Annotated in this window: 17 protein-coding genes; 8 read left to right on the top strand and 9 right to left on the bottom strand. The window is 40.2% G+C overall.

Annotated elements, in window-relative coordinates:
* Positions 1 to 32: 32 nt before the first annotated feature.
* Entirely contained in the window at positions 33 to 1,061 is a 1,029-nt protein-coding gene (locus AN214_RS09260; protein ID WP_010560325.1) for a LacI family DNA-binding transcriptional regulator, read from the bottom strand.
* A 285-nt stretch (positions 1,062 to 1,346) separates the two neighbouring features.
* Between AN214_RS09260 and pgi the strand changes: the two genes are divergently transcribed.
* The 3 genes from pgi to pgl all read left to right on the top strand — a co-directional run bounded on the left by pgi (position 1,347) and on the right by pgl (position 5,712).
* Positions 1,347 to 2,990: a glucose-6-phosphate isomerase gene (pgi, locus tag AN214_RS09255; RefSeq protein WP_054979469.1), complete on the top strand. Its 1,644-nt coding sequence runs from the start codon at positions 1,347 to 1,349 to the stop codon at positions 2,988 to 2,990.
* A 539-nt stretch (positions 2,991 to 3,529) separates the two neighbouring features.
* Positions 3,530 to 4,999 carry a glucose-6-phosphate dehydrogenase gene (zwf, locus tag AN214_RS09250; RefSeq protein ID WP_054979468.1) on the top strand — a complete coding sequence of 490 codons (1,470 nt, stop codon included), beginning with the start codon at positions 3,530 to 3,532 and terminating at the stop codon, positions 4,997 to 4,999.
* Positions 4,999 to 5,712, top strand: coding sequence for a 6-phosphogluconolactonase (gene pgl / locus AN214_RS09245; protein WP_054979467.1), 714 nt, complete (start codon positions 4,999 to 5,001; stop codon positions 5,710 to 5,712). The genes zwf and pgl overlap by 1 nt, the downstream gene beginning before the upstream one ends.
* 51 nt (positions 5,713 to 5,763) lie before the next feature.
* Here pgl and AN214_RS09240 read toward each other — a convergent pair whose 3' ends face one another.
* Genes AN214_RS09240 through AN214_RS09230 form a run of 3 tightly spaced genes read right to left on the bottom strand, consistent with a single transcriptional unit; the run spans position 5,764 to position 7,842 of the window.
* Complete coding sequence (locus AN214_RS09240) at positions 5,764 to 6,657, bottom strand: peroxiredoxin (RefSeq protein WP_054979466.1); 894 nt, start codon at positions 6,655 to 6,657, stop codon at positions 5,764 to 5,766.
* Between the two features lie 5 nt (positions 6,658 to 6,662).
* Complete coding sequence (locus tag AN214_RS09235; RefSeq protein WP_054979465.1) at positions 6,663 to 7,148, bottom strand: TlpA disulfide reductase family protein; 486 nt, start codon at positions 7,146 to 7,148, stop codon at positions 6,663 to 6,665.
* A gap of 10 nt (positions 7,149 to 7,158) precedes the next feature.
* Positions 7,159 to 7,842, bottom strand: coding sequence for a cytochrome c biogenesis protein CcdA (locus AN214_RS09230; protein ID WP_054979464.1), 684 nt, complete (start codon positions 7,840 to 7,842; stop codon positions 7,159 to 7,161).
* 207 nt (positions 7,843 to 8,049) lie between these two features.
* Here AN214_RS09230 and AN214_RS09225 point away from each other — a divergent pair, with 207 nt between their 5' ends.
* The 4 genes from AN214_RS09225 to AN214_RS09205 all read left to right on the top strand — a co-directional run bounded on the left by AN214_RS09225 (position 8,050) and on the right by AN214_RS09205 (position 14,115).
* Positions 8,050 to 8,439, top strand: coding sequence for a winged helix-turn-helix domain-containing protein (locus tag AN214_RS09225; protein ID WP_235576730.1), 390 nt, complete (start codon positions 8,050 to 8,052; stop codon positions 8,437 to 8,439).
* A 26-nt stretch (positions 8,440 to 8,465) separates the two neighbouring features.
* Positions 8,466 to 10,223 (top strand): hypothetical protein, encoded by a 1,758-nt coding sequence (locus AN214_RS09220; RefSeq protein WP_152960746.1) that lies wholly within the window; start codon positions 8,466 to 8,468, stop codon positions 10,221 to 10,223.
* Complete coding sequence (locus AN214_RS09215; protein WP_054979461.1) at positions 10,184 to 10,429, top strand: hypothetical protein; 246 nt, start codon at positions 10,184 to 10,186, stop codon at positions 10,427 to 10,429. The genes AN214_RS09220 and AN214_RS09215 overlap by 40 nt, the downstream gene beginning before the upstream one ends.
* Positions 10,430 to 11,499: 1,070 nt before the next feature.
* Positions 11,500 to 14,115 carry a TonB-dependent receptor gene (locus AN214_RS09205; RefSeq protein WP_152960745.1) on the top strand — a complete coding sequence of 872 codons (2,616 nt, stop codon included), beginning with the start codon at positions 11,500 to 11,502 and terminating at the stop codon, positions 14,113 to 14,115.
* A 104-nt stretch (positions 14,116 to 14,219) separates the two neighbouring features.
* Here AN214_RS09205 and AN214_RS09200 read toward each other — a convergent pair whose 3' ends face one another.
* From AN214_RS09200 to AN214_RS09190, 3 genes are read right to left on the bottom strand one after another with little or no spacing between them, the layout of a single operon-like run.
* Positions 14,220 to 14,903 (bottom strand): DUF6445 family protein, encoded by a 684-nt coding sequence (locus tag AN214_RS09200; RefSeq protein WP_054979459.1) that lies wholly within the window; start codon positions 14,901 to 14,903, stop codon positions 14,220 to 14,222.
* A gap of 59 nt (positions 14,904 to 14,962) precedes the next feature.
* Positions 14,963 to 16,462: a tryptophan halogenase family protein gene (locus tag AN214_RS09195; protein ID WP_054979458.1), complete on the bottom strand. Its 1,500-nt coding sequence runs from the start codon at positions 16,460 to 16,462 to the stop codon at positions 14,963 to 14,965.
* A 7-nt stretch (positions 16,463 to 16,469) separates the two neighbouring features.
* On the bottom strand, positions 16,470 to 18,014 hold the full coding sequence (locus AN214_RS09190) for a tryptophan halogenase family protein (protein ID WP_054979457.1): 1,545 nt from the start codon (positions 18,012 to 18,014) through the stop codon (positions 16,470 to 16,472).
* Between the two features lie 249 nt (positions 18,015 to 18,263).
* Between AN214_RS09190 and AN214_RS09185 the strand changes: the two genes are divergently transcribed.
* Positions 18,264 to 18,974 (top strand): SapC family protein, encoded by a 711-nt coding sequence (locus AN214_RS09185; RefSeq protein ID WP_054979456.1) that lies wholly within the window; start codon positions 18,264 to 18,266, stop codon positions 18,972 to 18,974.
* 63 nt (positions 18,975 to 19,037) lie between these two features.
* On the opposite strand, the gene AN214_RS09180 is transcribed toward AN214_RS09185, so the two are convergent.
* Together AN214_RS09180 and AN214_RS09175 are read right to left on the bottom strand one after the other, a co-directional pair.
* The gene (locus tag AN214_RS09180; RefSeq protein WP_010560313.1) at positions 19,038 to 19,286 is read right to left on the bottom strand and encodes a YdcH family protein; all 249 of its coding nucleotides are present in this window, start codon (positions 19,284 to 19,286) and stop codon (positions 19,038 to 19,040) included.
* 12 nt (positions 19,287 to 19,298) lie between these two features.
* Positions 19,299 to 19,613 (bottom strand): TraR/DksA C4-type zinc finger protein, encoded by a 315-nt coding sequence (locus tag AN214_RS09175; RefSeq protein WP_054979455.1) that lies wholly within the window; start codon positions 19,611 to 19,613, stop codon positions 19,299 to 19,301.
* Positions 19,614 to 19,763 lie beyond the last annotated feature (150 nt).

Genomic DNA, 19,763 nt, shown 5'->3' with positions numbered 1-19,763 from the left:
GCTGCTTTTTTTATAATCTAAATGAATTATTGTTACAGCGCATTACCGGTTGAGTCCCTCACAACCAATTCAGGCGTAAAACAAATTGCCATTTTTTCTTCTTTAATTTTAGTTGGGCGGCTGTTTGCAAATAGTAGCTTCGCTGCTTGCGTAGCAATATCTTGGTTAGACTGATGAGCCGTTGTTAATTTTGGCCATGTTTGTTTTGAGAAGGGTGAATCCTCAAATCCAGTAATAGATAGTTGCTCAGGAATTTTAATATCCATCAAACGCGATGCGAATAATGCACCCGCCGCGATTTCATCGTTACAGGCAAAAATAGCGGTGACTTTTTCGTTATTCGCCATCAGTGCTTTAGCGCCTTCAACACCGGATTCAAACGAGTACTTACCCGGAAATATCAGCGCATCGTTTAACGTAATATTATGAGCAGACAGTGCGGCTTTGTAGCCCGCTAAGCGCTCAAGTGTTGATTTGTGTTCTTCTTCACCGGTAATAAATGCAATGTGCTTGTGGCCGAGCGAAATTAAATGCTCAGTAATTTGATATGCAGCATCGTGGTCATTTACGAATATAGCGTTAGGCTTACTTTCTTTTTCGCTTGGTTCGCGGCCCGATAATATGCGCACATAGTTAATGCCAATAGAATCAAGTAAATCTGTAACATCTTGACGCTCAGACAGCGGTGGCGTTAATACTAATCCCGATAAACGCGAGCGCTCGATCATGGTTTGAATTTCTTCTAGCACATTTTCGTCGGTACTGCTGCACGGGTGAATAAGTAGTTCGTAACCTTCTTCTTTACAGCGAGATAAAATACCATTTTGCATATCAATGACATAATAAGCATTCGGGTTGCTATAAACGAAGCCGATAGCAAATGACTTGGTGCCTGCTAAACTACGCGCCGCTAAGTTCGGCTTGTAGTTTAATTCTTTAACAGCTGCCATAACCTTATCGGAGGTTTTTTTTCTAACAGAAGGCTCGTTGTTCATAACACGAGATACTGTTTTCATTGATACGCCGGCTAGGCGTGCAACATCATTTATGGTGACTTTCATATTGTTATTATATCTTTTGCTGATGAGCTTTGCGTAAAGCATGGGGTTAATAACACACAACTTATTATTCTAACTGTTTTTTTTTCAAGTCTGTAGCTATGTTTCATAATTTATACAATTAATATGACGTGATACCGGTGTCAAAAAGTTTAAATTGTCAATTGACAGCGTTGTCATTTTTACTTATTGTTAACCTAGACATTTTAATAAGTAGTAACTTTAGCAAGTGTTTAGCGAGTTTCAAGTTGCAAACACACGCTTAGGGTAAAGAGAGTTAGGTAGAGTATGAGTAGTCGTTCTTCTTTAGCAAGTTGGCAAACACTGGCAGGCCTTGCAAGTGATATAAAGCAACAGCACTTAGTTGATTTATTTGCTAATGATGCACAAAGATTTGAGCGTTTTTCCACGCAAATTGAGGGCGTTTTCTTTGATTACTCAAAAAACCTAATCACTCAAGATGTTAAAAATGCGTTATTAGCACTCGCCAACGATGTTGATTTGGCATCATGGCGCGACAAAATGTTCTCGGGCGAAAAAATTAATATTACCGAAAACCGTGCAGTGCTGCATACCGCTTTGCGTAAACGCAATAATCAAGCGGTGTACGTTGACGGCGAAAATGTGGTTGATGCCGTTAACGCAGAATTAAATAAAATCAGTGAATTTACCGAAAAAGTGCGCAGTGGCGCTTGGTTAGGTTACACAGGCAAGCGCATTACTGATGTGGTGAGCATTGGTGTTGGCGGCTCAAACCTTGGTCCGCAAATGGCGACAGAGGCACTTGCTGCCTACGCGGATGAAACGCTTAAAGTGCATTATGCTTCAAATGCCGACGGCATGCAGATAGCAAATGTTCTGAGCAAAGTGAATGCGGAAACCACGCTATTTATTATCTCAAGTAAAACCTTTACCACATCAGAAACCATGGCTAATGCGAAAACAGCTGTTGCATGGTTGAAACAGGCTGCCGGTAATGACGATGCGGTTGCAAAGCATTTTGCCGCAGTGAGCACTAATTTAGAAAAAACGTCAGAATTTGGTATTAATCCAGATAACGTATTTACCATGTGGGACTGGGTTGGTGGACGTTTTTCGATGTGGTCAGCAATTGGTTTACCTATCGCTTTGTATCTTGGTTTTGATGCGTTTATTGAATTACTTGAAGGTGCATTTGAAGTTGATCAGCACTTTGTAGAAACACACTTTGAAAATAATATTCCTGTGCTTATGGCGCTTTTAAGCGTGTGGAATACCAGCTTTTTGGATGCACGAGCGCAGGCCATTTTACCTTACGACCAAAGCATGCATATGTTACCGGCATACCTGCAACAGGCAGAGATGGAAAGTAACGGCAAGTCAGTTACGTTTGATGGCAAAGCGATTGATTATACGAGCGTGCCACTTATTTGGGGTATGACAGGTATCAATGGTCAACACGCGTTTTACCAATATTTGCACCAAGGTACGACGATTGTGCCGGCCGATTTTATTGGTTCAATAAAGCCTGTGCGTGAAGTGAATAATCATCATGAAATTCTAATGGCAAACTTTTTTGCCCAAACCGAAGCCATGATGACAGGCGTTAGCAAAGCACAAGTTGAAAAAGAATTAGCAAGCAAAGGCTTAAGCGAAGCGCGTATTGCTGAGCTGGTTGAGCATAAAGTACATCAAGGCAATCGTCCTACCACATCAATTTTACTTGATACCATTGATGCGAAGCATTTAGGCCGTTTAATTGCACTTTATGAACATAAGATTTTCTGTCAGGGCATTATTTTAGAAATTTGTTCATTCGACCAATGGGGCGTGGAATTGGGCAAAGGCTTAGCAAATGCTATTCAAAAAGAGTTAGAGACAGATGAGCAGCTCACACACGACAGCTCAACAGCGGGTTTAATTGCATTGTATAAAAATAAGCGAAAAAATTAAAAAGCGGTCAAATGTCAGGGTTAAGTTAATGGCATTAGCTTAGACTGCGCGGTTTTCAAAATGCCTTAGGCTGCTTTTAAACTGCAACAAATACCTTTGAACGGGTAGCACTGAGTTATTTGGAACGTCAATTGGTGAGAGAGTTGACGCTTCCAAACACTCTTATTTACCGGTTCAAAAAGCAACTTAGTAATTTTAAGTTGTACTTAATCAAATAGTTAAAAATACCTTTGAACGGGTAGCGCTGAGTCATTTGGAGCGTCAATTGGTGAGAGAGTTGACGCCTCCAAAGCTCATATCCGTTTATAAAGCGAACTGAGTAGCGCTGAGTATTCAGGGGTAACAGTGGGTGAGAGCATTGTTACTCCTGAAAACTCTTTTCTTCATAGCCCCATTTGCGTGAGCAGTTACATACGAATTCAATATAAATTAGCATTCATAAATAGCTTACCCAAGCGCTATTTAGTGCTAACATAACGAACTAAAAACACATTCTATATTGTACTTAACAACAAGTTACTAAAACGAAGAGAACAATTATGCTAAACCCATTCGATATCGTTATTTTTGGTGGTGGTGGTGATTTATCACTGCGTAAACTGCTACCTGCAATGTACCGTGCCTATCAAGAAGGAAACCTGCCGGAAGGGACGCGAATTCTGCCAACCGTTAGGGCATTAGCAAATGAACAAGAATTTGTTGATAAAGTACAAAGCAGCCTTAAGTCGTTTTTAGGTAAAGGCGAATATAACGCGAAAGACTGGAAAGCGTTTTCTGCGTTTTTAAAACCAATTGTTGTTAATGTCACTGAGCAAGACGATAACTGGTTACGTTTAAAAGAAATTTTAGAGTCAGACGAACAAGACAAAGCGCGTGTTTTTTATTACTCATTACCGCCTGCGGTATATGGCCGTTGTAGCGAGCTTTTATCTGATAATCAGCTGATTACTAAATCAACACGTATTGTTGTGGAAAAACCAATTGGTTACTGTGGCGCGTCAGCAGAAGAAATTAACGCGAAAATCGCAGAATACTTTAAAGAAAGCCAAATTTATCGTATCGATCACTATCTGGGTAAAGAGACAGTTCAAAACTTAATGGCACTGCGTTTTTCAAATGTGATGTTTGAGAATATGTGGGATGCAAAATCGATTGATAATATTCAGATCAGTATTTCTGAAACTGTTGGCTTAGAAAGCCGAGCGGGCTTTTACGACAAAGCCGGTGCGCTGCGCGATATGGTACAAAACCACTTGTTACAACTACTGTGCCTTGTAGCGATGGAATCTCCAAATAAGCTAACGGCTAAAAGCATTCGCACGGAAAAATTAAAAGTACTTGAAGCTTTGCGTCCACTTGTAGGGGATGACGTTGAAGCAAACACCGTACGTGGTCAATACGTACCGGGCCAACTTGACGGCAAATTGGTACCTGGCTATTTAGAAGAGCTTGGCGAAAACAGCGAAACAGAAACCTTTGTAGCGATCCGTGCGCACATTGAAAACTGGCGTTGGGCTGGCGTACCATTCTACCTAAGAACCGGTAAACGCATGAAACAGCGTTGTGCTGAGATTATCGTAGAATACAAAAATGTATCTCACAACGTGTATGACGAAACGGTTGGCGGCATTGAGCCAAACCGATTAGTGATCCGCTTACAGCCGGAAGAAAGCATTCAGCTTACGCTAATGTCTAAGCGTTTAGATAATTTAGAAATGCAACTTGAACCAGTAACGCTTGACTTAGATTTGTCTAAAAACTATGAAAATGGCTTCCATTCAGATGCGTACAAGCGCTTAATGCTTGATGCTGCGGCAGGTAATGCATCGCTGTTTATTCACCGTGACGAAGTACGTCAAGCATGGGCGTGGATTGATCCTATTATCGAACAGTGGCAAACAGCGGGTATGCCAGCACTTTATCGTGCAGGTACGTGGGGTCCAGAAGATGCAGACGAGCTACTCGCTGAAAATAATCACGCATGGTACAACGCAGGGAATAACAAATAATGTCAGCCAATATTATTGAAAAGTTTTTCGATTCAAAAGATGCCTATAACGCTGAATTAGGTGAAGATCTTGCTAAGTGTTTAGCACAAGGTATTGAACAAGATGGGCGTGCTGTATTAATGGTATCAGGTGGTTCGTCACCGGCGCCAGCATATCGCTATTTAAGTGGTCTTGAGTTAGCGTGGGATAAAATCGACGTAGCTATGGTTGATGAACGTTGGGTTGAGCAAAGTCACGATAAAAGTAATGAAGCGTTTATTAAATCAACGCTATTACAAGACAAAGCTGCTGCTGCGAACTTTGTAACCATGAAAAATCCAGCGGACAGTGCGCAACTTGGTCAAGCTGAGTGTCAAAACGCATATGCGGCACTTAAACAAAATTTTGATGTGACGATTTTAGGTATGGGACCAGATGGTCATACTGCATCACTTTTCCCGCATGCTGAAGGTCTTGATAATGCGTTAACAACGACTGATTTAGTCGCGGCAATTGATGCAATCAAAAGTGATGTAACTGGTGATATTACTGAGCGCATGACATTAACGCGTGCTGCTATTTTACAATCGAAAGTGATTAAGCTTTTAATCAGCGGTGAAGAAAAGCTAGTAGTTTATAAAGAAGCCAAAGCTGGCGGGGAGGTTGCAGATATGCCACTTCGCGCTATTTTACAGCAAACAGAAGTACCGGTAGAAGTGTACTGGACAGCTTAATGTTCGGCTAAAATAGATTAAAAAGCCCAACTCAAGTTAGGCTTTTTTAATTTAGAAAGCGTGACGCTTCAAAATAGTTCCGCGATGATCTATGGCAATTTTATAAGGCGTTTGAGAAACACCATAACGTTTAAAAATCGCATTTTCGCTATCCCAGATTACCGGCATTTGTAATTGATGGGTTTCAATAAAACTGCGCACATGGGCTTCGTTAACGTAGTAGCCACTGATCACAGCCAGATACAATTTACCTTGTTTAAGTTGATTTTCAGCTAATTGCTTTAGGCTCGCTTCACAATTTGGAAAGTGTGGCATTGGGCATAAGCTATCAAGAAATATCAACTCAAGTGTATTACTGGGCTTGAGCATTTTTATGGTATTGCCTAACGATACCGTTTGCCCTGACAAACTTTCACGACCAAAATCTGAAAATTGTTCACCAACGGCAACATGATTTACCGGCGGTTGTTTTTTAAAGCGTGGTGAGGATGCTTTTTTTAATAACTTGCTTTTATAGTGTGCAAACTGAGCTTGGGAAATTTGTTGGTTTAATTTGAGATATGCCAAGAGTGCAGCATCATCACCTTTAAACAAAACTGTGCCATCGTGCTCAATAATATGAAACGGTGTTTGCCAAACGCCATATTGCCGCATTAACTTAAACCCTTTATCGATTTCGATGGATGCAAATTGCGGGTAGTAGCTTTTAAATTCAGCTAATTGACTGGGTGTTACGTTGAGATCTTGTTGTTTATAGCTGACGTTATCGTTTTGTTGATTTAGCCAGTCAATAAACACGGAATTTGTGCCATCATAATGTGCCCAAATATCCATAAACACCGTATGTTTAATGGGCTCTTGTGTTTTTGTATACGCAGGGTTAGCAAATATTAATAAGCTCAATGTTACAAGTATTATGTGCAATGCTTTAAGTTGATTAAACATAGTTACTACTCCTTTTCTGGTAACGCTGCGATATAGGCGTCAATTTTGTCTGAATGTAAGAAGCTCGTTAGCGCAACCTCGCCACTTTGGTCGATTAAAATATGATAAGGCGTGCCTAATACGCCAAAGTTTTGCGTGATTTCACCGTTTGTATCAAACACTGTATCTAGCGACAGATTATTGCGATCAAAGTAGGCGTTAATATTGTCAACTGAATCATTAATGCCAACGTTCACCGTAATGATGGCGATTTTGTCGCTATGGTTTTTATTTAACTCTGCTAGATGTGGCATTTCAGCTTGGCAATATTGGCACCATGTTGCCCAAAATTTGAGGTAAACGGGTTTTTCCTTTAGTAACTCTTTTAAATTAATAGCCTTACCTTTTAAGGTATGACTAACTAAATTAGGCGCTTTGTCGCCAACCTTAAGCGGTGATGCAAACAAAGGGATGGCAAGAGTAAATAACATAAAAGCCAGTATATTTTTCATATAAATATCCTTAAAACGTGATTTGAAAATAGAAATAAAGGGCCACGCCAACCAGCAAGGCCGCCAATATGTATTTAAAGGCGTTAAGCCAAGGGCCGCTTTTTGGCAGCGAGTTCAAAACGTTGGAAAAAATGCCTGCAATGAACAGTAAGGCACTTAATCCAAGTGCAAATGCGAACAAATAAATGGGGCCAACGAGTGGTGCTTGTTCAGTTGAAACGTACATCAGTAACATACCAAGTACCGGTGAAGTACAGGGCGCCATTACCAAGCCGGACAAAGCACCACTGACAAATACATTGAGTGACGCATACGAACTGAATGAGTTTTTGGTGAAAGAAAGCTGCGGCATGTTTATCCAGCCAAGCATCCATACAGCCATGATTAAGCAAAAACTACCCGCAATGAACAACATTGCAGGGTGGGTGGCGACACTGCCAAACAAATAGCCCAGCTTAGCGGCAAAATAACCTAATAAACTGTAGCTAAGTGCAAGGCCTAACACATATAAACAGGTATATGCTGTTGACTGGTAAACATTGTTTGCGTGCTGGCGTACCACAGCAACGGTAATTGGCAGCATTGGGTAAACACAGGGTGTTAGGCTGGTTAGTACGCCTGTCACAAATATTACCAGCACCACATACAGCGATGCTTTATCACTGACGAGGGCTTCTTGAATAAACATTTCCATACTGAGCTCACTTTAAAAATTGGCTTGCACCAGTGTTGCTGTTATTTTCCCCAAACCCTATTAAATCGATATAAAATCCATCTAAAATAAATATATTTATATATTTTTCAATGCATTAAGTTTTGTCTAGGAGTTTGTTAAAGGTTTTGTTTTGCTATGCTTTGATTTATTATTTAGGCCTATTTTGATTTGTGGATGGATGCGCTGTTGTTTCGTTTTAGTGATTATGAATTTGAACCAGAAACAGGTTACCTAACGCGGCTGAACGATGCCCAAACTCAACAGCCGGTGTTACTGCGAAACAAGGTCGCAAATTTGCTGACTTATTTTTTGCAGCACCCAAATGAACTAATAGCGAAAGAAACCCTACTTACACATTTATGGCAGCATGGTGACTATCGCGAATCAGCATTAACGCAAAGTATTCGTGAGTTACGTTTGGCCCTAAACGATGATGCTAAATCGCCGCGCTACATTAAAACAATTCCACAACGTGGTTATCAGTGGATTTGCCCAATAACACGTGAAGTAAATCAGGCAGAATCGAAGCATTCTGAACAGCCAGCAGCAAAAAAACACAGACAGACAAAACGTTAAATAAATCCATACGTGTATGGTTTTTTATGGTCGTTTTAATGTTAGCTGGGTTAATAGCAGCGGTTGGAATTTGGCAACCTAACAGCTTTAATGTAGCTAATCATAGCGAACAACAAAACCAAGCTACATCACGTTTACGAGTAATGGTGCTGCCGTTTATTAACGATACACAACAGCCTAGCATGGCATGGCTAGAACATGGCCTGTCAGATATGCTGGCGGTTGATTTAAAGCGCTCTCAACGGGTTGATGTGATTTCGCCCTCTGAGGCACATTTATCGTTGTTGAAAAATGAGTTACCGTGGCCCGCAATGCCAGTACAAATACGTAACTTACTCGATAAGCTTGAGGCAAATGTCGCTATTTTCGCAAGTGTGCGTATGCATCAGCAAAAACAAGTTATCGACTTTCAGGCAATTTATTCCGATGGACGTATTAAACAGGGCAGTTTGAGCTATGACGAATTAGCGTCTCAGATTGAAGTTATCTCGCAGCAGATTTTAGCAATGATAAACGCTCATAAACAAAACACCAAAAAAGCGCGACCTGATATTTCAGCTATGGCGATCGCACAAGGCATGCAAGCATTGCAAACCACGGGTGCTTTTGATGCGATTAAGTATTTTCAAGCTGCGAACACTATATCGCAAACAAATTGGGCAAGCGCTTATTTGGCAAGAAGTTATATTGCTGTTGGAAAATGGTCACAGGCTCGCGCCGAATTAAGTAAAATTGAGCAAAACGATCTAAAATACGACCCACTACTTAATGCCTTTATCGCGTATTGGCAGGCAATTATTGCGACACGTCAAGGTAGTAACAATCAACACGCTTTGATTGAGAAAAGTATTCACGCCAGCATCAACAGCCAAGACCCACAATTAATTGCTGAAAGTTATCGTTTACAAGCGTCATTGGCTTGGCAAGCAATGAAATGGCAGCAACATGATGACTTACTGAAAAAAGCAGCGAAGTTAACGGATGATTATATGGAGTTAGCCGCGACGGCAGATTCATTATTTTATTTGGGCCAACCCAATAATGTGGGGCTAGAAAAAAGCCCGTATAACGATTTAGCCAAAAATAAAGAGCGACTAACCAAGGCACTGAGTTTTTACCGAACTTTAGGCAATCTAGAAAAAATCGCGGCAACACAACTGGCTATTGCGCAAAACTATTATTTTGACCAAGAAAAGCGTGAAACCGCTTTGCAAGATGCGTTAGCGCGCTTTACAGAACTTAACTTACCGTATGAGTTAGCGATGGCAGAACTGTATGCGGGGTTTTATCATATGCAATTGCACCAAGGACAACTTGCTGAGCAGTATTTTAAGCAAGCAAAGCATGGGTTTGAAAAGCTGGGTGCCAAATCGGCGTTGCCTTGGGCTGATTTTTACTTAGCATTTTCCTATCTTGATCAAGGGCTAGATCAAAGTGAACAGGGCCGCCATGGGCAAAATCCTGAAATGCTTAAACGAGCGATTAATGCATTTCAGACACTATTACCGAAGACGCAATCGAATGTTATAAAAGCAAGTAGTTATGTATTTGTTGCATGGGCATACACCGACTTACAACAGTTTGATAAGGCCAAGCACGCACTTGAATTAGCGTTAACCCATTCCAGCGATCCTGCGTTAACCTTAACAAATGAATACGCGCGTTATTCGTTAATGTATATTTACCTTCTACAAGACCAAGCGCAAAAAGTACTGGAAAAGAGACACGCCCTTGGCGTACAAGATTGCAAGCAGTTTATGTCGCTAAAGCGTATGATGCATTAGCGCAATATAATAAGGCGGGCAACACGCTTAATGAATTAAAAGAAGTAATGCCGGGGTATTTCACAACACAAGATAACGACCTGCTTGAGGCTTATCGCAGACAAAATAGGGCAGGCAGCACCATGCTCGAGCAAACTCTGCCTAAAGCGCATTCCGTTTATTGTGAAACAGATTGGTCGATTGATATCAGTAAACATGCTAACTAGCAGTGCTTTAATCACTATCGTTTTACCAGTCATTTTGTGCCTTTATGTAAGCTGGGTGGTTATTGCTTGCTTAATGTAAAAGGGTTACAAATTCGATGAATAACAAGGACTGTTTTTCTTTACAGCCCTCATTTTGCGTGTTTTTATCGCGGTGCTTGATATGTTGCTTAGTAATCTAAATGAATACAAAGCAAAGCTTGCACGCTCAGCTCACATTTCTTATCTGGATTTTGTTGGCGACAATGATAAAAGTTTGCGTAAGAGTACTGTTCGCCTGCGCTTTTTGGTTTTCTACTGTGTTATCGCTTATTTATGGTGACCAACCTTATCGCGTTTTAGGCATTGTTTGACTATCGCGATAATAGAACTCACATTTCTTTATGTAAACAACAATTCGATAAGCATGGCGTGGTTATTTTTTGACGATACGACAGGCTCGCTTACTGTGACTTAAACGCTCGCTTTGTAACCTGATGTGTTTTGAAAAGCATAATCATGTCTAATTTTGCTGAAAGATAGAAATAAGACTAGACAAATGACACCGGTGTCTCTATTATCCTCATTAACAAATGACAGCGCTGTCATTTGTTCCCCTAGAAAGTAATGTGAATTAAGATTTGAGGGCTCCACTTCTATCATTCTGCCCAGTGATAGGGGCCCTCAATTAGCTAACACAGAGTTAACCAACGTAACGTTAAAAAAGCGCTTTATCATGCAATGTAATAATTGCCTGACATTTTTCTAAAATCGCTCCAAACACCTGATCCGACCTCCAGCTGATTAAACTTTTCTTACAGATTAAGCTTTACAGATAATATTTGCCGTGTGTTATAGTAAAAAGGTCGCTAGCCCCTGTATTTAGAGGGGGTTATGAAAATTTATTATTGCAAATGTAAATAGATTGTTCTTATTTGTTATATATAAATGAACGTGATTGTTTAAAAAATGCAAAAATAATTGTAGCGATATTGTAATTTTACGTGTAAGGTTTGTTATCAGATGACAACGCTGTCATCTTCACTGGGCAGAAAGTGAATTAAACCAAAACAAAATGATTCAAGGGGAATCCTGTGTTAGCTAAAAATTTCAAAAAAAGCTTATTAGCAGTTAACATCGGTTTAGCAATGGGCGCTGGTTTTTCAGGCGTGGCTGTTGCAGCTGATTCAGAAGTACAAGCAAAAGAAGATGTGGAAGTAATTGAGGTACGTGGTATTCGTCGCTCTCTTGAGGCTTCTCTTAATACAAAACGTTTCTCTGACTCTGTAGTAGATGCAGTTTCAGCAGAAGATGTTGGTAAATTTCCAGATAGCGATGTGGGTGAAGCCCTAGGTCGTATTTCTGGTATCGCTGTTAACCGTGCATTCGGTCAAGGTCAGCAAGTTTCAATCCGTGGTGCTTCTGCACAACTAACACGTACACTTCTTAACGGTCATTCAGTTGCTTCAACTGGTTGGTACGACCAACAAGCTATCGACCGTAGCTTTAACTACACACTTCTTCCACCTGAAATGGTTGGCGGTATCGAAGTATACAAGTCGTCACAAGCTGACGTTGTAGAAGGTGGTATCGGTGGTACAGTTATTGTTAATACGCGTAAGCCGTTAGATTTAGATGCAAACACTATCTTCGGTAGCGTTAAAGCTGATTACGGTACAATTTCTGAAGAGACAGATCCTGAAGTTTCTGGTTTATATAGCTGGAAAAACGATGACGAAACATTCGGTGCATTAGTTGCTGCAGCATACTCAGAAACTAATTACCAACGTAACGGTATCGAATCACTTGTTGGTTGGGGTGACATTGTACCTACAACGTTCCAACAAGAGCGTGAGCGTACTGCGATTAATGCTGCGTTCCAATACCGCCCAACTGATAACTTAGAGCTTGGCTTGAATATCATGAGCCTTGAGCTTTCTGCAAACAACGCGAACACATCGTTATTTGCTATTTTCAACTCAGATGACCCAGCAGACAAAGCTGCAATGTGTGAGCAATCAAATACAGACGGTACATGTACTTTCTACCGTCGTCCTGCAAACACAGTTTATCCAGGTTGGGCGCAAACATGGGGCCGTGCAGGCTCGATGACATCAGACACTGTTGACTTCGACTTTAAATATGTTGGTGAAAATTTTGAACTTGAAGGTCGTGTAGGTAATACACAATCTGACGGTGGTACAGATCTTACTTCAAACTACGGTTTCTGGTTAGGTACACCAGCTGATTATGCAGGTACTTACGATGCAACTGGTGAAGTTATTAAGATTGATGTTGCTAACAAACACTTCACTGCAGATGACTTCCAAGGCGAATTATCTTCAGCTGGTTGGGCTCTTAAAAAGCAACCTAACTCTGACGAAGAAACGTATGCACAGTTTGACTTAAAATTCCCTGTGGATTTTGGTGCAATCACGGCAATCAAAACTGGTTTCCGTTGGGCTGACCACGATGTTAAACAAGAAACTTACACTGCAAACTTAGTTGATAGCATCCCAGCATACGATGCGTCACACTACTATTCAGGCACTATCAGCTCTGGCGCAGGTTATATATTACCTAAACCAAACCTAGACCAAATGCTTGCTGATGGTTACGCGGCAATTACAAGCTTCGATAATACTTCAATTGCTTACAAGTCTGGTTACGGCACAGTAAACGAAGAAAATATTTCACTATACGCAATGGCTGATTTTTCAGCTGAAGGCGTACGTGGTAACGTTGGCCTGCGTTATGTTTCTACTGATGCATCATCTGATTACTACGCACTTGATGCAAACGGTAACTATGCTAACGATTTAACAACAGATACAGCTGATTACAGTGAAGTATTGCCAAGCGTTAACGTTGCATTTGACTTAACACAAGACGTAATCTTACGTTTCTCTGCAGCGCAAGTAATGTCACGTGCTAACTACACTGATATGTTTGCAGCTTCTACATTAGCTGGTTACAACGATGGTACTAAAGGTAACGAAGTTATTACTACTGGTAATATCGGTCTTGAGCCATTCAAAGCAACACAAGCAGATTTAGGTATCGAGTACTACTTTGATGGTGACGGCATGATCAGTGCTACTTACTTTATCAAAGATATTTCATCATTCACTAAGGTTGACCAAAAGACTGAACAAGAAATCGGAATTATTGACCCTAACACAGGTGAAGATAACTGGACTGTTGCAACTAAAGGCACGGGTTCTGGTGGTGAAATCCAAGGTCTAGAGTTACAAATTCAAGATGGCTTTGACAATGGTTTTGGTTACCAAGCTAACTATACTTACGTAGATTCAGAAGCGCCTGCGGAAAACTTCCCAGACCGTATCGAATTATTCTCTGATTCTTCAGATCACACTGTTAACCTAGTTGGTTACTACGAGACTGAAACATACAGTGTACGTTTAGCGTATAACTGGCGTTCAGAGTACATGGTTCGTGAAGCACCTGGTTTCTACGGTAACCGCGAGCACCAAGACTACGGTACACTTGACCTAACGGCTAAGTACTCAGTAACAGACTACCTAGACCTAACATTTGAAGCTGTTAACATCACAGAAGAAGACAGCATCCAAATTGGTACTGCGACAGCAGCTGATGCAGAAGTTAAAGCTGACCTTCGTAACGGTTACCCAGCGTGGAGCTTTGAAGGTGAAGCACGCTATAAAGTGGGTGTAGCTTTCCGCTTCTAAGCAAAAGTTAACCTGTAAAAAAAGCCTCGTAATTGCGAGGCTTTTTTTTATCTTAAATCGTAAGTTATTGGCTGATTCTATTCAGTCTAATAAAAAATTTGAGGTTAATTTAATCGTTTAAAGAAACTATTAATTGAGGTTCGGCTATTAGGGCTTTTTTTATCAAAATCCACATACTTTGTCACTGATGGACTATGTAAAATATTGCCTGAATAAATAATAATACGGTTAGGCTTGGCTTCAACACTATGAACTTTTTCAAATACCTCGTTAGACTGTTCAATATAACCTGTAGCCTTCGATGCTTGATGTTGCTTTAGCATATTAATAATAAGCGGTTCATCGCTTTGTGATAGCGTGATATTTTCACACTCACGATAGCGATAAAAATTTGTTCCCCCCAGTTCATTCCCTGATAAATAATGTACTGCAGCCATATCTTCACTTAACAATGAATCATAATGGGGCATAGTTTGCATGGGTGAAAGTTGATCAGGTTTAACAGTAATTTTTGATAACCAACAACGTGCAATTTGATGTTTGATACTTGATGGGAATACGCAACCTAAGAGTGTCGTAAACGCTTCGTAGTAGGGAACTGGCATTTCATCGCGACTACCAGGGTATAAGGTGCCGTCTTTACCAGGAGGTTGAAAATAAGCAGTGTTATTTGCATAGTCAATGATTTTATCCAAATCATTGAACGCATTGTCAATTATTATGATTTTATGCTCTGAGCCTGAAATATATGACTCAGATACGGTAAAATTTTTATTTATAGAAAACAAAATAGTCCTTCGTTAATTAAACGCTCAGATGAATTGGCTAAAATTTCACAGCCATGGTGTTATTCATTGTTTAGGGCTTGATAGTGTGGCTTAAAATGTAAGGCTTGTTGTTCGCAGTAATTATCAATATCAGCCACATTAGCAACTTTAACTGACTGGGGTAGAGCGTGAGTTGCTTCGCTAAATCGCCCCTTACCTGCAAGCAGACAATACCAACTCGGTGAAAAATACATTACTTCCGCATTTAACTGTTGTAATGTACTTTCGAACTGGCTGTCTGAATCATCCCAAGACATGAGTATTTTTGATAATTTTTCTGGCGATGCAGCACCTCGGTTGTCTCGCCAATAAGCGCTGTCATCTCGGGTGTTTAATCGATAATGTGCACTGATGTAGTCCCGAATAGCATCATAAACAGTATTGATCTCTTGATTAAATTGCTGTTGGGTAGTTGCATCGTTGCTACCTTGCTCAACTGTTTCAATAAAATGTTCAACAGTGTATTGAATACAGCTTAATGCAGTGGCTTCTAGCGGTTCAATAAAGCCTTGTGATAAACCGACACCGAGCACATTTAAATGCCAGTGTTTAGCCACACGCCCTAAACGCATTTTTATATGGTGCGCCTTAATATCGGCACGCTCACTAATACCTAAATAAGCGCGCAGCTCAGTTTCAGCATCTTCAGGTGTAATATATTTACTGCTATACACATAACCATTGCCGTTTCGGTTTCTAAGCGGAATTGTCCATGCCCAACCAGCACTTAAGGCGCGAGACACCGTTTGAGGTGAAATCTCATTATCTGTTTGCGTTTCGGTTGGAATAGCAATAGCACTGTCATTCAGTAAATAATCTTCGTATGAAATAATAGGTACTTTAAGCGTTTTTTGCAGCAATAAACTGGCAAAGCCTGTTGCATCTATAAATAAATCGCCGTTGATAGTTTTACCACAGCTTAATGTTAGGCTGTGTACGCCTTTATCATCATTATTAACAACATCTACGGTACCAATAATGTGCTTTATACCTAGCTTAATAGCGCGATTTTTTAAAAACTCGCCTAGCTTTTGCGAATCAAAATGATAGCCATAATCTAGCTCTTTATTTTGTGCTTGTTTGAGTTTAGGGCTGAGCTTATTCTTTGCTAATTTTGCTTGTAGCCAATAGTGATTTGGCCTTGTTTGAATATCAAACCCTTGGCGTCTTACGTTACAGTTATGGATAAACGCTTGGCCTGTCTTCCAATCGTGATCAGAGTAAAAGGGATGAAAATATTCGTTTTCTTCTAAGTGTGACGTCCAATCAGGGAAGCTGATGCCGCACTTATAAGTAGCATTACAAAACGGCATCCATTCATTTTCAGCGATTTGTAGCTTTTCAAAAAAATATTTTAACGAGGGAGTAGAGCCTTCACCAACGCCAACAACACCAATCATGTCAGATTCAATTAACGTGATTTCAGAGCCTTTATTTGCCCAGCTGTGATGTAATAAGCTTGCTGCCATCCACCCAGCTGAACCACCGCCAAGTACTACTATTTTTTTTGGAATTGCCATACCGTATTTACACCTTGCTTAAGCCAAATTGCTTAATTTTGTTAATAACTGTTAGGTTATCTTCCAAATAATCAGATAGCTTCAACGCGTGTTTTTGAATTAACTCAAATTGTTTTGATGCGTTATCTGGTGCTTGATAACGATAAGCGGTATCACCAATCTCGGTCGGGTAATTCATCCCGTATAAAACGTACAAATAATTTTCTAAGCGAAACGCATCAAAACCGCGTTCAAAATCATATAAGTTTGGAATATGTGTTCGCCAATGCTCAAGCTTTTCTTGTAATTCTAAAGGCCAACTAGCTGTATCACGATTATCACGCCAAAATGCGGTATCGTCTCTATCTGATACGGCATAATGCATTTTTATAAAGTTTATTACGCCTTGCCATAAACCATTTACATAGGTGTTATAGCGTTTTTCAGCTAGGGCTAATTGTGATGTATTGGTAGGGAACGATTTAGCGAGTAATTTAGCGGTTGCGTCAAATGCCAGTAACCCTGTGGCCTCAAGTGGTTCAACAAACCCTTGAGACAACCCAATTGCAACACAGTTTTTATGCCAAAACTTTTCACGATGACCGATTTTCATATCGATAAGTCGTGGACTTATTTCTTCAACTGACTTGTTTAAATAGTTGGCAAGCGTGGCTTTTGCTTCATCTAAAGAGCAATGCTTTGAAGAAAATACATGACCAATACCGCGCCTAGTCGGCAATGCTATATCCCATATCCAACCTGCATCACATGCCGTTGCAATAGTAGAAGAGGGGAGTTTAGGTTGTTCGCTGTCATATGGGACTTGAATCGCAAGAGCTTTATCGACAAAGAGCACATCGCTTTTTTCAATAAACGGAATATTTAACGCTTGCCCTAATAATCGGCTGCAAAAGCCTGAACAATCAAGGTAAAAATCAGCGTTAAATACTTCACCTTGCAAGCTTATTAGGCTGTCAATTGCGCCATCATCTGAAAGCGTCACATCTTCAATATGCGCCATAAGGTGTTCAACACCTAAATTTTCAATTGCATGTTGTTTTAACAAATCAGAAAATTTATAGGCATCCAAGTGATAACCGTACGCTGCTTGCCCAGCAAATTCAGGGTCGGTGATAGCCTTTGGAGATTTATGATTATCACATAAAATTGCTTGGCGATTCATCGCATGAGAAAAAGGTAACACAGGGTTTTGAAGCCAAGCGGCGACACTGTCGTTATCAAGAACAGGGTAGTCGAAAGGGTGATAATATGAGTGCATTTTGCCATTTATAGGCTTCATCCAATTATCAAATTGAATGCCTTGTTTAAAGGAAACATCGCACTCTTTTATAAATGTTTCTTCACTGATGCCAAACTCTTTTAGTGTATTTCGCATCAAAGGCACTGTGCCTTCGCCTACACCGATGGTTGGGGTGTCGGGAGATTCAATCACGGTAATCTTAACACCTTGTTGCTCTTTAGGTTTTAGATTGATTGCCAGATGATTAGCAGCCAGCCAACCGGCTGTACCACCACCTAAAATAATAATTGATTGAATTGGCTTTGTTTCCATTTTGACACTACTTAATAAATGACAGCGCTGTTTTTATGTTATCAATTAGACACAAATTGTCGCTTTTTGTCACCTGTTCCCTTGAAAAATAATTGTTCGTCCTTATATCATTTTGTAATGAAATGTTAGGTAAAGAATAGACGTTTACATACATTAAAAAGAAACGAGGTTTTTACTTTCTTTTTACAATTAAAACCGCTAGCCTAGCAGCATTATTATAAATAATTAGAATCCCATTGGAGCAGTAAGATGACGGACGTAGTAAAGCCTCTTCATAATGTTGAACACAAAGATGTTAAAATTAAAAACGGTTTCAACACAGACCTAGTTAAAGATCAACACTTAGTACCAGTTGTAGCGCACGAATTTGCACGTGTAGCTAACGAATACCCAATTGTATTTGTAAAAAATAACGAAACAGGTGAATTCCAGCCAGTTGCAATGTTAGGTCTTGAGCCTGGTGAGAACCTATTTGTTAAAGATGGCAAATGGCAGGGTGCTTACCTTCCACACGCACTTACACGTTACCCGTTAGTACTGAGCAAAAACCCTGAAAATGAAGACCAGCTATTTGTTGGTATCAACGAATCTAGCGACCTTGTAAACAAAGAAGAGGGTAATGCACTTTTCGATGAGAAGGGCGAAGAAACAGATTACCTTAAGCGTCGTAAAGAAGGCTTAATTGCGTTTGTTGAATTCTCACAAGTTACTGCTGCGTTCACTAAGTTCCTAGCTGATAAAGAGCTGCTTATCCCGCAAACACTAACACTTGAAATTAAAGGCGAGAAGCGTGATATCAATGGTATCTACCTAATCGATGAGAAAAAGCTAAACGAGATGGCTGATGAGGAGTTCCTAGAGCTTCGTAAGCGTGGTTATTTGCCACCAATCTACTCGTTCTTAACATCAATGCCTCAAGTAAATCGTCTTGCACGTCTTAAAGCAGAGCAAGATGCTTAATTTAACGGCTAAACGTTAAGTAAAAAAAGCGCCAATTGGCGCTTTTTTTGTGTTTGCTGTTTGTTAATTTTCTTTATGTGTTTTCAGCATCGCGTACAGCTCGTCTTTTAGATGTAAACGACGCATTTTTTGTTTTTCGAGGTATGCGTCAGACGTATTTTCAACGCCTTCTTCAATGCGGATCACTTCGTGATCAAGATCGTGGTATTCCTTAAATAATTTAGAAAAGTGCGCATTAGTCATTTTTAATTCGCGAATTTCTTCATTAAACTCTGGAAACTCATGATGCATGTCGTGTTTTTCAATAAACATGGGTGTTATTCCTTATTGTGCACAGTTGATACAAGTTTGAACATAGGGTAATGCATGTAAACGCTCGCGTGATATTTCGCTCTCACATTGTCTACAAATGCCATAATTATTGTTTTCTAAGCGCGAAATAGCGGCATTTACTTGTTGTAATTCCAATTTTGCCTCATGGCGAATGCCATCGAGCACTTGGTCGTTTTCACTCTCAGTCGCTTGCTCTGCAAAGTCTTGCGAGCGACCTTTTTTAAAATCTGAACCAATCGCATTGATGCGTTTATTGAGTTCGATTTGTTTTTCTTTAAGCTCGATTAAAATTGCGTTTTTGTTCATAACGCCTCCTATTCTTTAATTATTAATCTACGCTGCTCGGATGGGATTGCGTTGATCTAGCGCAAAAAAGTAACGCCTTTGTGCTGTTCATCGAAAATGCTTGAAGTTGACGCGTTTGCCTTGCAAATTGAACAGCAACAAAAGGAAAAC

It is taken from the genome of Pseudoalteromonas sp. P1-9, from assembly GCF_001399975.1.
Lineage (GTDB): Bacteria > Pseudomonadota > Gammaproteobacteria > Enterobacterales > Alteromonadaceae > Pseudoalteromonas.
The sequence above is the reverse complement of the archived record's forward strand: the minus strand, read 5'-3'. Positions and strand labels throughout refer to the sequence as shown.